A 14,716-nucleotide genomic window follows, 5' to 3' on the forward strand; every position below is an offset into this window, starting at 1 on the left:
CAGCGCCGATGGTACTGCACTCGGGAGGGTGTGGGAGAGTAGGACACCGCCGGACAATCTTTCCAGTCAGGGTCACCCGAATTCGGGTGACCCTGGCTGCGTTTCCGGCCCTGCTCGCCACGTCTGAGCTTCGGTGAATCCACGCGTACCAGCGGTCGGGTCTCGTACCGTCGGAACGGGACCGGAAACTGACCGCCGGACGCCGGCGAAGGGGCAGGAGTGGTCATGCGGATCGGAATCGTCGGCTCGGGCCACATCGGTGGCACCCTCACCCGTCGCCTGCGCGCACTGGGGCACGACGTGGTCGTGACCAACTCGCGCGGGCCGCAGAGCCTGACCGACCTGGCGACGGAGACCGGTGCCATGGCGGGCACGCTGGAGGAGACCGTGCAAGGGGCGGACCTCGTCGTCATCGCCGTGCCGGTCAAGGTCGTACCGGACCTGCCGGCGGAACTCTTCGACGGCGCCCTGGTCGCCGACGCGAACAACTACTACCCCCAGCGGGACGGTGACATCGCGGAGCTGCTCGACCGGAGCCTCAGCTCCAGCCGATGGACCGCCGAGCACCTCAAGGGCGCCCGGGTAGTGAAGGTCTTCAACAACATCCAGGCCGCGCACCTGATGGACAACGGCCGGCCGGCCGGCTCGCCGGACCGGATCGGCCTGCCGGTGGCCGGGGACGACCCGGACGCCAAGCGGCTGGTCATGCAACTGGTGGACGAGTTGGGCTTCGAGCCGGTCGATGCCGGCTCGCTCGACGAGAGCTGGCGGCAGCAGCCCGGCTCCCCCGTCTACGGGACCGACCGGGACGCGGACGGCGTCCGGCAGGGGTTGGCCGAGGCACGGCCCTGACGCGTACTCAACAGAAATGCCCCGCCGGCGACCGAGCCGGCGGGGCATCTTCGTGCCTGACCTCGACGGGCGTCAGTCGGCCGGCTTCGGGGCGCAGATGAAGCGCGGCTCGGGGTCGTAGCGCCAGCTGAACTTCTCCCGCTTGATGACCTTGCCGTCCTTCTTGATGACCCGGTACGCGTCCTGGGCGAAGCCCACGCTGCCCGCGGCGGCGATGCACTTGGGGCCGGGGTCCAGGTAGACCGTCTTCGGCTGGGTGATGTCGCGGCGGGGGCCGTACTCGGTGGTGACGCTGTCGTAGATCTTGGTGCTCCAGATCGACACGGTGATCGTGCTCGCGGTGTAGGACGTGTCGATGAGGACGCCGTACTGGGTGTTGTTGCGGAACTTGAAGTCCAGCTGCGGCCAAAAGATGGTCGACTCGATCACCGCCGGGTACCGGCTGAAGTAGAACGAGTGCGGCTTGTGCTCGACGTCCTCCAGGCCGGCGTAGTAGGTCGCGTTGAACAGCGTCGTGGTGAACTGCGATACGCCGCCGCCGACGCCCGGCACCAGCTTGCCGTTCACGATGGTCGGCGCGTCCTGGTAGCCCTGGTCGTAGCCGCGCTCGCCGGTGTGGCCGTTGAGCGAGAACGTCTCGCCCGGCTTCACGATCGTGCCGTCGACGTCCTTGGCCGCCTGGACGATGTTCTGGCTGCGCGGCGAGGAGAGGCCGCCGGGGAACCGGGTGGTGAAGGTGGAGACCCGCTCCTTGATGCCCAGCTCGGCGAGCTTCGCCTCGGTCAGCTCCGGCTCGGCCGGCTTCAGCTCGGCGGTCACCGTCCGGCCGTCCGCCTTCGGTAGGACGGCGAGCAGCTCCCGGCCGAGCGTGGCCGAGTCGACCTGCTGCCCGGACCGGCCGGGGATCACCTTCGGCTTGCCGCCGCTGATGGTCAGGCCGGCGTCCTTCGGCTCGACCTCGATCTTCGCCAGCCGGTCGCCGAGGGCGGCACGCAGCCGCTTGACGTCCACCCGCGGGGTCAGCTTGCCCGCGTCGTCGGCCGAGAAGCGCAGGCCGCTGGCGATGGCAGCGGGCGGGATGGTGACCGAACCCCGGCCGGTGGTGAGCATGACGGGGGCCGCCACCGCGGGCTTGGCCAGCTCGGCGACGAGCCGGTCGACCTCCTCGCGGGTGGTCGCCGGCCACTTCTCGACCAGCGGCACGGTCACCGGCTTGCCGGCGAGCCAGCCCGCCTTCACCACGTCGACCGCGCCGGCCGAATCCACCGTGAGCGCCGGCTTCGGGTAGACGGGCTTCGGGGTGGTGCCGGTGAAGATGATGGCCGGCATGATCATCTCCCGGCCCTGGTCCCCCTTCGCCTTCTGCAGCGCGGCGTCCAGTCGAGCGGCGTCGACGGTGACCACCGGGTCGACCGTACGGGAGCCGACGAGGCGGCTCACCGGGTGCGCCTCGGCGGCGGCCGCCGCCGCCACGGTGGCGTCCACGTCGATCGCGAGCCCGACGTCGGCTGGCTTCACCTCGACGCTCTTCTCGCCGACCGTGACGGTGAGCGGGGCGTTCAGTGTCGCCGACCGGCGGTCCAGCTCGGCCCGCAGCGCCCGGACCGCCTCGGCGCGGCTCCGGCCACCCAACTCGGCGCCGAGGACCGTGGTGCCCCGGGGCACGTCCCCGGCGTACGCGTAGGCGCCGAGACCGGTGCCGGCGGCGAGCACGGCCGCGACGATCCCGCCGGCCAGCAGCAGCCGTCCCCGGCGGGACCGCCGGCGGCCCTCGGGCGGCTCGGGTGTCGACGCGACAGTGGGTTCCGACCCGTCGTCCGGCCAGTTCACCGCGGTGACCCGCACGGTGGGCCGGTCGTCGGCGGGCGGCAGTTTTTCGCCGTACAGCGTCACAGGAACCTCGATCACGAAAACCACGTGGGGGCCGCTTCCCCCACCCGGAAGACACCTACGGTAACCAACGCCGAGCCGGTCGGGGAGTCCGCCGTCGCGGGGCGCGGGAAAGCGTGTCGCGGTGGTCACGACCACCCGGCGTGCCATGCCGGAGCGGGCCGTGGGACGGTGGGCGGGTGCGGACCGATGAGCAGGCTCTGGCGTACGGCGGCGGGTGGCTGGACCGGGCGGGGGCGCTGCGGGCCGACCCGGAGTGGATCGACGCGCGGCTGGCCGACCGGGAGAGCGTGCTGTTGCCGTTCTGGCGGGACCGCTGCCTGGTCTCGGCGGATCGGGCGCCGGTGCGGCGCGCCGCCGTCGACGCCGCAAGGCTGTGCGCCGCCGCCGACGAGACGGTCTTTCTCGGGCTGGACGCGGGGCGGGCGGTCTTCGCCGTGGACCTCTCCGGCCGGACCGAGCCGGAGGCGCTGGAGCTGGCCGGGGCGGCCGAGACGGTGGACGTCCGGGCCCTGGTGGGCGGCCTGACGCCGGCCGAGGCGGCCGTGCAGGCGTACGCCAAGGGGCTGCTGCACTGGCACCGGGGCCAGCGGTACTGCGGGGGCTGCGGGGCGACGGCTGCGGCCCGGGACGGCGGGCACGTCCGCTCCTGCACCGGCCCCGACTGTGGTCGGCTGCTCTTTCCGCGGATCGAACCGGCGGTCATCGTGCTGGTGGAGGCGCCCGGGGACCCCGATCGGTGCCTGCTGGCCCGGCACCGCGGCGCGGCGGAGGACTCCTGGTCGACGCTGGCCGGCTTCGTGGAGATCGGCGAGAGCCTGGAGGACGCGGTCCGCCGGGAACTGGCCGAGGAGGCCGGGGTGAGCGTCGTCGACGTGGCCTACCACGGGTCGCAGGCCTGGCCGTTCCCCGCGGGGCTGATGGTCGGGTTCCGGGCCACGGCGGCCTCGACCGACCTCCGGGTCGACGGCGAGGAGTTGGTGGCGGCCCGCTGGTTCAGCCGGGGGGAACTGCGGGCGCGAGTGGCGCAGGGGCGTCCGCTGGGCCGAATCGACTCAATCGACCACCATCTGTTGGAATCGTGGCTGAACGGGCGGAGCTGACCGTGCGCCGGACGGTCCGTCGGTGCCCGCCGGACGGGTGATGGACTCGTCATCCTCAGCGGTTTGCCAGCCGTCCGTTACCGAACTGTGACGAAGACCGGTGGTCGCTACCGCAGGTGAGACCCCTCTGCCGTGGTGTCGTAATCGCGATGGTTTGCCCGCGGCTCATCGCCATCCGGATGTTAACCGCCGGTAACCACAGGCGATCTTGATATTCCCGGCCTGTTACCAGTCAGTAGCTAGGTACTTGTGAGCTCTGTCGCTTCGCGAGAGCATCCATCCGCGTAACCGCGCGGTCCGTCGGCACAACGGCATCCGCAAGCGCCCCACGCTTTCCCCTTGTCCCGAGTCGCGTCCCGCGATCGGTGACGTCATCCCCTTCGAGGAGGGCCCCGTGAAGGATTCGGAAGACCGCCAGCTGCGTGGCGGCACCCGCTGGCGTCGCTTCGCCGTGCTGGCGGTCCCGGCCGCGGCCGTCGCCGGCGGCATCGTCTTCGGCATGGCCAACGGCGCCATCGCCGCCAACATCACCGTGTCCGGCAAGGCGTTCAAGGTTGGCGCGACCCGGCTCGAGGGCGACGGCTTCAAGCAGTACGGCGGCGTCGTGTACGAGAAGGGCAACCCCGTGCCGCGGCCGGTCGCGATCTCCGAGATTGGCCACGCGGATCTGTACAACCTCTGCCAGTCGGTCAACGCGAGCGTGCCCGGTCTGCCCGTCGTGCTCCGGATCGAGGCCGGCGGTGGCAGGCAGCCCGCGACTGCGGACGGCATGCTGATCGCGATGGACTCGCTCGCGGGCGATGCGACGTTCACCAAGATCAAGATCGGCCAGGACGCCACCGACCTGAGCGCGGCCGCCCAGGAGGGTTCGTTCGGCCAGAGTTCGGAGCACGTGACCATCACCGGGCTGGAGCAGGTCGCCCGCTACACCACGGCCGGCACCTTCAAGCTGACGGGCCTGAAGCTGAAGGTGCACGCGTTCGGCGACGCCGCTGGCAAGGAGTGCTTCTCCTGATCGGACCGGGAGGTCCGCGGAGGGCGTCCTCCGCGGACCTCCCGTCGTGTTCGGCAATCCCCTCGTATCACCGCACCGTTCGTAGGAGGAGTACGTGACGACCGCGGACGCGCAGCACGCCCGACCCGGCCGGGTCACCCGGGCCTGGCGCAGCTTCCGGCGCTGGCGGCGGAGCCGGCCCTTCTGGGGCGGCCTGTTCACCGTGCTCGCCGGAGCGGAGATCTTCGGCACCACCCAGGCGAACCTGGCCGGCCTCACGCTGAAGATGGGGCCGACCGGCTTCCTCGCCTGGCTGATCCCCACCATCCTGGTGGTCTGCGGTCTGCTCATGTGGTTCACCCCGCAGCAGCGGATCTTCTACTCGGTCGTCGCGGCGGTGACGGCGGTCTACTCGCTGATCGGGGTCAACCTCGGCGGCTTCTTCATCGGCATGCTGCTCGGCATCTCGGGTGCCGCGCTCGGCTTCGCCTGGGTGCCCGGCCGCCCGGCGGCCGGCATCGAGCAGCCCGGACCGGCCGTCGACGACAAGCCGCAGGACGCCGACGACGTCGAGGACGAGCGGGCCCTCCTTGACGAGCTGCTGCCCCGGCAGCGGGAGGAGGAGACCACCGGGCCGCTCACCGACACGCTTCCGCAGCCGTACAACCCCCTGCGCGAGTCGACCACGGCGGAGCGGGAGGCCGGGGCGGGCGCGGACAGCACCCGGATGCTGCCGGTGGTCGACCCGGCGGGGCCGCCGCCCGGCTCCGGCCACCGCGACCCGAAGCTGTACGGAATCCTGCTGGTGCTCGCCACCGTCTCCACGGTCGGCCTGCTCGCGCTCCGCGGCGAGCAGCCGGCGCTGGCCGCGCCGGCCGCCTGCCCGACCGCCAGCTCGCCGGTGCCGAGCCCGACGGCCTCCGCGTCCGCCTCGGCCAGCCCGAATCCCCTGGCGGCGAGGAAGAGGCCGGACGGCAACCTGCTGACCAACATCATCGACGGCATCACCGGCCTCCTCACCGGCGGGGACCCCGGTGGCGCCGGCACGGAACCCCCGCCCGCGCCGCAGCCGGCCAGCACGGCGGCCGCCGCCGCGGAGCCGCTGCCGACCGAGACCACGACCGGCCCCACCCCCATCGAGAGCACCACCAGCGCGGCGCCGACGCCGAGCAGCAGCCCCTCGGCCAAGCCCGGCGCGCCCACCAGGCCGGGCGCCGATCCGTGTGCCAGTCCGGCACCGACCAAGCCGAAGCCGGTCGAGACCCCGTTGCCCCGAATCGCCGCCGAGCCGGGGCAGCCCCGCGTCGCCGCCAAACCGTCCAAGCTCACCGGCTCCCAGGTGACCATGACCGGGCTGCGCTTCGAGGGGATCGTCGACCTGCCCACACACGACGGCACGCTCAAGGCGCTGAAGTTCACCATGGACAAGGGCGTGACGGACGACTTCGTCCTCCAGGCCGACGGGCCGTCCGGCAAGACGTTGCGGTACGTCACCGACCGGCTCACCGTGGAGGGCGACGTCGCCTTCTACGCCACCCGGTTCTCCGGGCGGCTCCTCGGCATCCGGGTCACCCTCACGCCGGACCTGCCGCTCCCGGACGGCCTCCCGATCACCTCGCCGGTGCCGATCACCTTCACCGACCCGGTGATCGACCTGGCGTTCGTCGACAGCAACGTGCTCACCGCCAAGCCGACCCTCAAGCTCCACCTGGCCTGAGCCCGCCGAGTACGCGAAGCGGCCGGGCGCCGGAGGAACCCTCCGACACCCGGCCGCCGGTCCGCTCAGAGCCGGGCCAGCGCCCGGCGCAGCGGGTCGAGCCCCAGCGCGCCCAGGTCGAGCGCCTGCCGGTGGAACTCCTTGAGATCGAAGTCGGCACCGTTGCGGGCCTTCGCCTCCTCCCGGGCCTGGAGCCAGATCCGCTCGCCCACCTTGTACGAGGGGGCCTGCCCCGGCCAGCCCAGGTAGCGGTTGAGCTCGAAGCGCAGGTTCTCGTCCGGCACCCGGCAGTGCGCCCGCATGAACTCCCAGCCCAGCTCCGGGGTCCAGCGCTCGCCCGGGTGGAAGCCGAACGGATTGTCCCGCGGGATCTCCAGTTCCAGGTGCATGCCGATGTCGACGATCACCCGGGCCGCGCGGAACGCCTGCCCGTCGAGCATGCCGAGCTTGTCGCCCGGGTCCTCCAGGTAGCCCAGCTCGTCCATCAGCCGCTCCGAGTAGAGCGCCCAGCCCTCACCGTGCCCGGAGACCCAGCAGAGCAGCCGCTGCCAGCGGTTGAGCAGGTCGGCGCGGACGGCGGTCTGGGCGACCTGCAGGTGGTGGCCCGGCACGCCCTCGTGGTAGACGGTGGTCACCTCGCGCCAGGTGGAGAAGTCGGTGATGCCCTGCGGCACCGCCCACCACATTCGGCCCGGCCGGGAGAAGTCCTCGCTCGGGCCGGTGTAGTAGATGGCGCCGTCGCTGGTCGGGGCGAGGCAGCACTCGATCCGGCGGACCTGCTCGGGGATGTCGAAATGGGTGCCGTGCAGCTCGCTGATCGCCTTGTCGGCGAGCGCCTGCATCCAGTCCCGGAAGGCCTCCTTGCCCTTGATGGTCCGCGCCGGGTCTGAGTCCAGCGCCTGCACCGCGTCGTCGATGGTCGCCCCCGGGCCGACGATCCGGGCGGCCACCGCCCGCATCTCGGACTCCAGGCGGGCCAGCTCCGCGAAGCCCCAGGCGTACGTCTCGTCGAGGTCGACCTTGGCACCGAGGAAGTACTGCGAGGCCAGCTCGTACCGTTCCCGCCCGGCGGCCTGCTTCTGCCGGCCCTGCGGGGCCAGCTCGTTCCGGAGGAACTGCCCGAACTCGGCGGTGGCGGCGGTCGCCGCGGCGGCACCCTTGCGCAGCTCGGCGCCGAGCGTGCCGTCGGCCCCGAGCCGCTCGGCCAGGCCGTGGAAGAAGTTGTCGCCGTTCGGGTCGGTCCACACGTCGCACTGCTTGGCGACCTCGACCAGCTGCACCTGCGAGCTGACGTGGCCGGCCGCGGCCGCCTCGCGCAGCGTGCGCTTGTAACCCTCCAGCGCGCCGGCGAAGCGGTTGAGCCGGGCGGCGATGTTGGCCTTCGCGTCGTCGCCCTCGGTCGGCATGAGGTCGAAGACCATCCGGATCTCGTGCAGCCCGCTGGCGATCACGTTGATCTCGCTGCTGCTCTCGCCCGCCTCGTAGCGGGCGAGTTCCAGCCCGAGCCGCTCCTGCATGGCCTCCCTGGCGGTCCGCTCGGCCTCCGAGTCCGGCTCGGTCACGTCGAGATCTGCCAGGGTGCGCCGGACCAGGTCGGCGCGGGCCGCGTACCCCTCCGGGGTGAGGTCGTCGAGCTGGTCGTCGTAGCCGGCGATGCCGACGTAGGTGGCGCCGGTCGGGGTCAGCGGGGCCCAGTCGGCCACGTACCGGTTGGCGAGGTCATCGATTCGTCCCACGCTGCGACCCTACGTGACGGTGGCACCCGGTTGTCGACGGTGTTTGCCGTGTTCACGATGGTTCGGCGGGGCTGTTGCCGGAGGGCTGCCGTGACGGTCGACACGGGGTCCGATTTTCGCGGGACTTCGTCGTACCCCTCCGGCAGAGTGTCAGGGGTGACAGTGCATTTGACTCCTGACCGGGCGGCACTCCGTAGCTGGCTGCCCGGTTTCCTCGCGCTCGGCGTGATCTGGGGTTCCAGCTTCCTCTTCATCAAGGTGGGGGTCAGCGAGCTGCACCCGCTGCACCTCACCCTCTACCGGGTCGCGACCGGCGCGGCGACGCTGCTGGTCGTGCTGGCCGTGCTGCGCGACCGGCTGCCCCGGGAGCCTCGGGTCTGGGCGCATCTGTTCGTGGTCGCCGCCTTCGGCGTCGCCCTGCCGTTCACCCTGTTCGGCTTCGGCGAGCAGCGGGTGGAGTCGATGCTCGCCGGCATCTGGAACGCCACCACGCCGCTGATCGTGCTGCCGCTGGCGGTGCTGGTGTTCCGTACCGAGCGGCTGACCGTGCGGCGGGCCGTCGGGCTGGGGCTGGGCTTCGCCGGCGTGCTGGTGGTGCTCGGCGTCTGGGAGGGCGTGGGCGGGTCGCACTTCACCGGCCAGCTCATGTGCCTCGGGGCGGCGGCCTGCTACGGCGTGGCCATCCCGTACCAGAAGAAGTTCATCGCGGGGAGCGCGTACTCCGGTGTGTCGCTGTCGGCGGCGCAGCTGCTGGTCGCGACGGCGCAGCTCGCGGTGGTCGCGCCCCTGGTGGCCGGGGTGCCGCCGGTGCCGACCGGCCTGTCCGCCCGGGTGGTCGCCAGCGTGCTGGCGCTCGGCGCGCTCGGCACCGGGCTGGCCTTCGTGATCAACCTGCGCAACATCCGGCTCGCCGGGGCGAGCACCGCGTCCACCGTCACGTACCTGATCCCGGTCTTCGCGGTGCTGGTCGGCGCGCTGGTGCTCGGCGAGCGGATGAACTGGCACCAGCCGGTGGGTGCGCTGGTCGTGCTGCTCGGCGTGGCGGTCGCGCAGGGGATGCTGGGCCGACCCCGGTCGCGCTCGCTGGTCGGCGCCGCGGCCGCGCCGGCCGCCGAGGCCGCCGCGCACCGCTGAGCCGGCGCCCGGGGCCGCCGCTGAGCCGCCTCGGGAGCCGGCAGATCGGCGAGGTGGTGGTGTGCGGGCACCGAGGATGCCGCTGGGTCGCCGATGCGGGTGGCGTCCGGAAGCGGGCTGCGTCAGCGGCGGGTGTGGGCCCACTTGACCAGGCGGTCCGCCTTCCAGGTGTTGACCACCCGGTTCGGCGGGACGCCGCAGAGGGCCGCGCGCTCGCAGCCGAACCGCTGCCAGTCGAGCTGGCCGGGGGCGTGCGCGTCGGTGTTGACGGCGAACCAGCAGCCGGCCTCCAGGGCGCGGCGGATCAGCCGCTTGGGCGGGTCCTGCCGCTCCGGCCGGGAGTTGATCTCGACGGCGACGCCGTGCTCCGCGCAGGCCGCGAAGACGGCGTCCGCGTCGAAGTCGCTCTCCTTGCGGGTACGCGCCCGGTGTCCCCGGTCGCCCGGCCCGGTCACCCCGGCCGGCCGGGACGACACCATCCGCCCGGTGCAGTGACCGAGGATGTCCAGGTGCGGGTTGGCGATCGCGGTGAGCATCCGCCGGGTCATCTTCGCCCGGTCGTCGTTGAGGCCGCTGTGCACCGAGCCGACCACCACGTCGAGGCGGGCCAGCAGCTCCTCGTCCTGGTCCAGCGACCCGTCCGCGAGGATGTCCACCTCGATGCCGGTGAGGATGCGGAAGCCCTTCGGCAGCGCCTCGTTGACCGCGGCCACGTGGTCGAGCTGCCGGCGCAGCCGCTCGGCGGTGAGTCCCCGGGCCACCGTCAGCCGGGGCGAGTGGTCGGTCAGCACCAGATATTCGTGCCCCAGCTCGACCGCGGCGAGGGCCATCTCCTCGATCGGTGAACCGCCGTCGGACCAGTCGGAGTGGGTGTGGCAGTCGCCGCGCAGCGCGTCCCGCAGCGCGGCGGCCGCCTCGTCCAGGTCGGTCCCCTCGGTGGCGACCAGCCGCCGCAGGTAGACCGGTTCCTCGCCGGCCAGCGACTCGACCACGCAGCGGGCGGTGACGTCGCCGACCCCGCTCAGCTCGGTGAGCTTGCCGCTGCGCGCGCGTTCGGCCACCTCCCCGGCGGGCAGGGCGCCGAGCGCCTTGGCCGCCGACCGGAACGCCCGGACCCGGTAGGTGGCCTCGTTCGCCTTCTCCAGCAGGAACGCGATCCGGCGCAGGTCGGCGATGGGATCCCGGGCAGTCATGCCCTGCAACCTACGCGCCCGCGCCGCCGGTCGCCGGGTGGGTCGCGGAGTGCCGGGAGTGGACGTCGGTCACCCGGCACCGCCGGTCGTGGTGGGCTCCTTCGGGCAGCCGTGCTTGCGCTGCCAGGCGACCACCTCGGCGGCCGGCCCGCGGTTGCCCCCCTTCCGCCACGAGTTCAGATACGGGGCCGGCCAGATCACGCCCCGCCGGATCCACCAGTCGTCGTGGCCCTGGCACTTGGGCGAGAGGCCGAAGTGCAGGTGGCACACGTTGTTGGCGTTGCCGGTGCGCCCGACCTTGCCGAGGGCCTGGCCGGCGCGGACGCGTACGCCCGGGTCGACGCCGGTGGCGATGGCGCTCAGGTGTGAGCCGTAGTAGCGGACGCCGTCGTCGCCGAGCAGCGCGACCGAGAGGCCACCGTTGTACGGCCCGCGCGGGCCCCGCTTGTCGAACCGGTCCACCCGGCTCACCTCGAGGATCACGCCGTCGGTGACCGCGACGACCGGCTCGCCGCAGTCGGCGAAGATGTCCGTCCCCGGGTACGCCGAGTGGGTCGGGTGGTAGGCGACGTTGTCCGCGCGGACCGGGAAGACGTGCCGCGGGTCGGACCGGGTCGGCGTGGCCGACGGGGCGGAAGGCGTGGGAGTGGCCGGCGCGGGGGTGGTCAGCGCCGGGGACGGCAGCGCCGAGGCGGTGACGCTCGGGCTCTGCCACGCGGTCCCCCCGGCCGGCGTCGGGCGGTCGGCGGGACCGCACCCGGCGACCAGGGCCGGTACGAGCAGCAGCAGGATCGGATACGCCGACCCCGGTCGGCGTCCGATCGATCGCGAGCGCATCCGGCCATCCTGACAGAGCACTACGGTAGGAACGAACGGCGAGACCCCGGTGCGCGTCCGTGCGGGGGCGAGCGGAGTCCCGCCGCCGTACCTATGTAGGTCTACGGACCGTGAAGGGAGCAGGGGCGATGAACGGGTGGCCCGCCGTATCCGGTCAGCCCGGTCCGGGCCAGGTCCATCCGCCGGCGCGTACCCCGTCGGGGCTCTTCCCCGCCGGGGCGCCGATGCGGCCCACCTGGCGCGAGCCGTACCCGATCACCGGCGGCGGCGTCTCGGCCGGCGCGGTGACCGCCTTCGCCTGGCTGCTCCTGTTCGGCCTGCTCGGCCACGACGTGCCCAGCTACGCGTGGTGGACGCTGGTCGCCGGCGGGCTGGCCTGGCTGGCCGCCGCCGTGCTGGTCCGCTACGGCGACCGCGGGGTGGCGGCCGGGGTGGCGATCGTCACGGCGGGCGGGTGGAGCATCGCGGCGGCCGTCGTCGCGGTCCGCTGGGCGCAGAGCGGGGACTGGCCGCTCTGGTGACCAGCGGTGAACGGTTCGCTGCGCAGCGAAGACCGGCTTGACGTACGCGTGGTGACGGTTCACCCTCGCGGTATGGCCTGGACCACCCCGCCGCGGCTCGACCCCGACCGGAGCCGCCGTCGCCTGCAACTCCTCGCCGAGTTGGCCGGTGCCCGCACGGCACGTCAGCGCGAGCGGCCGCAGCGGGTCCGCACCGAGCACCTGCGTCAGCTCATCGCCACCCGCCGGCGCATCGCCGGCTGACCGACTTTCTCCAGGAACGGCCGGCCCTTCGGGGCGTTGACCGGTCGCCTGCCGACCCGACCGGTTAACGTGCACGCGTGACGAGTCGGCGTGCTGCCGAGGCCAATTTGGGGGGACCGTGTCGTACTTCGCTGCTGCCGTGGCACGAGTCGACGGCGGATGGACCGCCGACGAGGTGAACCTGCGGGGTGTCACCGACATCGACGACGTCGCCGAGCGGCTGCGCGACGTCGAGCCGGACGCCGACCTGTCGCTGCTCTTCGTCGAGGCCGACGACACCTACCTGGTCATCCTGCGCCTCGACGAGGGTGAGGACCTGCGCGTCTTCGGCTCCGACTCGGCGTACGCGGAGGAGTCCCGGCTCGGCGCCCTGCTGGTCGGCGACCTGAAGACCTCGGTCACCGGCCTGGAGGACACCGAAGAACCGCGGGCGGCCACCGGCGGCGACGACGAGAACGAGCAGCCGGCGGTGGACCCGGAGGCGGACCCGGTGGGCGACGCGGACCTCCTGGCCGACCTGGGCATCTCGGCACAGAAGTTGCTCTCGCTCTGCGCCCACGAGGGAATGATGCCGGCCGACATCACCGCCGAGATCTGCCAGGTGCTGGGCTGCGCGGACGAGGTCGAGGAGCTGCGTGAGGTCTGAGCCGCCCGAGCCGGTGGTGCCCGGTGCCGCGGAGCCGGCCGACGCCACCGACCCGGCGCTGGAGACCGTACGCCCCGGGCAGCCGACCCCCGGCCGGCTGGGCCGGGTCGGCCCGGGCGCGGACGAGGGCCTGGCCGATCCCGGCGGCGGGGGCCGCCGGCAGCGGCACGAGCTGTGGATGCGCCGGGCGCTGGAGGTCGCGGTGACCGGCCCCGACAGCGGCCCGGCGGAGGGCGCCGACGCCGTGGTCGAGGACGTCCCGGTCGGTGCGGTCGTCTACGGCCCGGACGGCGCCGAACTGGCCGTCGGGCGTAACGAGCGGGAGCTGAGCGGGGATCCGACCGCGCACGCCGAGGTGCTGGCGCTGCGGCGGGCCGCCGAGCGGCTGGGCCGCTGGCGGCTGGAGGACTGCACCCTGGTGGTGACGCTGGAGCCGTGCACGATGTGCGCCGGCGCGATCTCACTGGCCCGGATCTCGACGGTGGTCTTCGGCGCGTGGGAGCCGAAGACGGGGGCGGTCGGCTCGCTCTGGGACGTGCTGCGCGACCGCCGCCTCACCCACCGCCCGGAGGTGTACGGCGGGGTGCTCGAGGCGGAGAGCGCCGCGCTGCTGCGCGCCTTCTTCCGCTGACCGCCCCGCGCTGTCCCCTGCCCTGCACTGTCCCCCCTGCCCCGGCGTCAGGCGGGCACCGGGGCCGGACGGAGGAGGGTCGCGGCGATCGTCCGCGCGGCCTCGGTCCACGCGGTGGGGCGCATGGTCGCCGGGTCGAGCCGGACGATGGCGCGGGTGCCCTCGGCGTACAGGGTGTGGCCGTCGACCGAGCGGAACTGGAAGGCGTACCGCGCGCTGGTGGTGCCGAAGTGTTCGAGCCAGAAGTGCACCGCCACCGGTCCGGTCCCGCTGATCGGGGCCCGGTAGGTGATGGTGAACTCGCGTACCGCGTGGAACACGTCGGGGGAGCTGTGCCGCCCGCCCTGGAAGGACACGCCGCGCTCGGCCCAGTACGGGGTGAGGGCGCGTTCCAGCAGCACCGCGTACCGGGCGTTGTGCAGGATGCCGAGGGCGTCGAGGTCGTCGAAGTGGACCGGGACGTGCTCGACGTGGCCGTACGGCGCGGCGGTGGGGTCGCTCATCAGGGGCCTTCCGGTAGCAGGGTGGGTTCGGGGCACAGGGCCCGCAGGCGGCTCAGCAGGCCCTGGCGGGCGTGCCGGTAGGCGGCGTCCGGGTCCAGCAGCCGGGACCGCATCACGGCGCTGATGCCGAGCGCGTCGATCTCGTAGGCCAGCTGCGGGACGTCGACGTCGGCGGGCAGCTCGCCGAGGTCGACCGCCTCCTGGACGAGGCGTTCGAGGAAGGCGGTCCAGCGGCGGAACGCCTCGGCGATCCGGTCCCGTACCGGGCCGGGGCGGGCGTTGTACTCGAACTCCGTAGTGGCGAAGAAGCAACCGCCGGGGAGCACCCGGGCGGCGTAGAAGTCGATCCGGGCGTCGTGCAGCGCCGAGATCCGGCGGACGCCCCGGGGGGCACGCAGGGCCGGGGCGATGATCCGCTCCTGCCACTGCACCACCGCCCGGTCGACGGTGGCGAGCTGCAGGGCCTCCTTGGAGCGCCAGTGCGCGAACAGGCCGGACTTGCTCACCCCGAGCGTGCCGGCGAGCTGGCCGAGGGAGAGGCCGTCGAGGCCGGCCTCGGTGGCCAGGGACACGGCGGCGTCCAGCACGGCGGTCCGGGTGCGGTCGCCGCGGGCGACCCGGCCGTCGGAGGTCATGCGGGCAGCGTACCGAAAAAAGCACGACCGGTCGTATTTATTTTTGTGACCTGGAACGCCGCCGCCCCGCCGCCGGAGTCG

The 14,716-nt window shown here is 73.0% G+C and carries 15 protein-coding genes; 9 read left to right on the forward strand and 6 right to left on the reverse strand.

Annotated elements, in window-relative coordinates:
* Positions 1-225 precede the first annotated feature (225 nt).
* A complete protein-coding gene (locus ACFYM6_RS13215; protein ID WP_387275099.1) occupies positions 226-852 on the forward strand; it encodes an NADPH-dependent F420 reductase in 627 nt (208 codons plus the stop codon).
* A 72-nt stretch (positions 853-924) separates the two neighbouring features.
* Here the strand turns inward: ACFYM6_RS13215 and ACFYM6_RS13220 are convergent, their stop codons facing one another.
* Positions 925-2,745: a VanW family protein gene (locus tag ACFYM6_RS13220; RefSeq protein ID WP_387275556.1), complete on the reverse strand. Its 1,821-nt coding sequence runs from the start codon at positions 2,743-2,745 to the stop codon at positions 925-927.
* 176 nt (positions 2,746-2,921) lie between these two features.
* On the opposite strand from ACFYM6_RS13220, the gene nudC reads away from it, so the two are divergent.
* The 3 genes from nudC to ACFYM6_RS13235 all read left to right on the forward strand — a co-directional run bounded on the left by nudC (position 2,922) and on the right by ACFYM6_RS13235 (position 6,556).
* Complete coding sequence (nudC, locus tag ACFYM6_RS13225; protein WP_387275101.1) at positions 2,922-3,845, forward strand: NAD(+) diphosphatase; 924 nt, start codon at positions 2,922-2,924, stop codon at positions 3,843-3,845.
* A gap of 394 nt (positions 3,846-4,239) precedes the next feature.
* Positions 4,240-4,860 (forward strand): DUF6230 family protein, encoded by a 621-nt coding sequence (locus ACFYM6_RS13230; RefSeq protein ID WP_387275103.1) that lies wholly within the window; start codon positions 4,240-4,242, stop codon positions 4,858-4,860.
* Between the two features lie 94 nt (positions 4,861-4,954).
* Entirely contained in the window at positions 4,955-6,556 is a 1,602-nt protein-coding gene (locus tag ACFYM6_RS13235) for a DUF6114 domain-containing protein (protein ID WP_387275105.1), read from the forward strand.
* Positions 6,557-6,621: 65 nt separating this feature from the next.
* Here the strand turns inward: ACFYM6_RS13235 and ACFYM6_RS13240 are convergent, their stop codons facing one another.
* Positions 6,622-8,292, reverse strand: a complete 1,671-nt coding sequence (locus ACFYM6_RS13240) for a DUF885 domain-containing protein (RefSeq protein WP_387275107.1) — start codon at positions 8,290-8,292, stop codon at positions 6,622-6,624.
* A 156-nt stretch (positions 8,293-8,448) separates the two neighbouring features.
* On the opposite strand from ACFYM6_RS13240, the gene ACFYM6_RS13245 reads away from it, so the two are divergent.
* Positions 8,449-9,426, forward strand: coding sequence for a DMT family transporter (locus ACFYM6_RS13245; RefSeq protein WP_387275109.1), 978 nt, complete (start codon positions 8,449-8,451; stop codon positions 9,424-9,426).
* Positions 9,427-9,548: 122 nt separating this feature from the next.
* Here the strand turns inward: ACFYM6_RS13245 and ACFYM6_RS13250 are convergent, their stop codons facing one another.
* Positions 9,549-10,619, reverse strand: coding sequence for a PHP domain-containing protein (locus ACFYM6_RS13250; protein ID WP_387275110.1), 1,071 nt, complete (start codon positions 10,617-10,619; stop codon positions 9,549-9,551).
* 69 nt (positions 10,620-10,688) lie between these two features.
* Entirely contained in the window at positions 10,689-11,456 is a 768-nt protein-coding gene (locus tag ACFYM6_RS13255) for a M23 family metallopeptidase (RefSeq protein WP_387275112.1), read from the reverse strand.
* 128 nt (positions 11,457-11,584) lie between these two features.
* Here ACFYM6_RS13255 and ACFYM6_RS13260 point away from each other — a divergent pair, with 128 nt between their 5' ends.
* The 4 genes from ACFYM6_RS13260 (at position 11,585) to ACFYM6_RS13275 (ending at position 13,497) form a co-directional block, all read left to right on the forward strand.
* Complete coding sequence (locus tag ACFYM6_RS13260; RefSeq protein ID WP_387275114.1) at positions 11,585-11,977, forward strand: hypothetical protein; 393 nt, start codon at positions 11,585-11,587, stop codon at positions 11,975-11,977.
* A 72-nt stretch (positions 11,978-12,049) separates the two neighbouring features.
* Complete coding sequence (locus ACFYM6_RS13265) at positions 12,050-12,220, forward strand: hypothetical protein (protein WP_357439310.1); 171 nt, start codon at positions 12,050-12,052, stop codon at positions 12,218-12,220.
* A gap of 118 nt (positions 12,221-12,338) precedes the next feature.
* Positions 12,339-12,866: a tRNA adenosine deaminase-associated protein gene (locus ACFYM6_RS13270; protein ID WP_357439312.1), complete on the forward strand. Its 528-nt coding sequence runs from the start codon at positions 12,339-12,341 to the stop codon at positions 12,864-12,866.
* Between the two features lie 178 nt (positions 12,867-13,044).
* Positions 13,045-13,497 (forward strand): nucleoside deaminase, encoded by a 453-nt coding sequence (locus ACFYM6_RS13275; RefSeq protein WP_387275558.1) that lies wholly within the window; start codon positions 13,045-13,047, stop codon positions 13,495-13,497.
* Positions 13,498-13,544: 47 nt separating this feature from the next.
* On the opposite strand, the gene ACFYM6_RS13280 is transcribed toward ACFYM6_RS13275, so the two are convergent.
* Both ACFYM6_RS13280 and ACFYM6_RS13285 read right to left on the reverse strand, forming a co-directional pair.
* Positions 13,545-14,000, reverse strand: a complete 456-nt coding sequence (locus ACFYM6_RS13280; RefSeq protein ID WP_387275117.1) for an acyl-CoA thioesterase — start codon at positions 13,998-14,000, stop codon at positions 13,545-13,547.
* A complete protein-coding gene (locus ACFYM6_RS13285) occupies positions 14,000-14,635 on the reverse strand; it encodes a TetR/AcrR family transcriptional regulator (RefSeq protein WP_387275119.1) in 636 nt (211 codons plus the stop codon). Before ACFYM6_RS13285 ends, ACFYM6_RS13280 begins: the two co-directional genes overlap by 1 nt.
* Positions 14,636-14,716 lie beyond the last annotated feature (81 nt).

Origin of the sequence: Micromonospora sp. NPDC006431 (assembly GCF_042870725.1) — a bacterium.
GTDB lineage: Bacteria > Actinomycetota > Actinomycetes > Mycobacteriales > Micromonosporaceae > Micromonospora.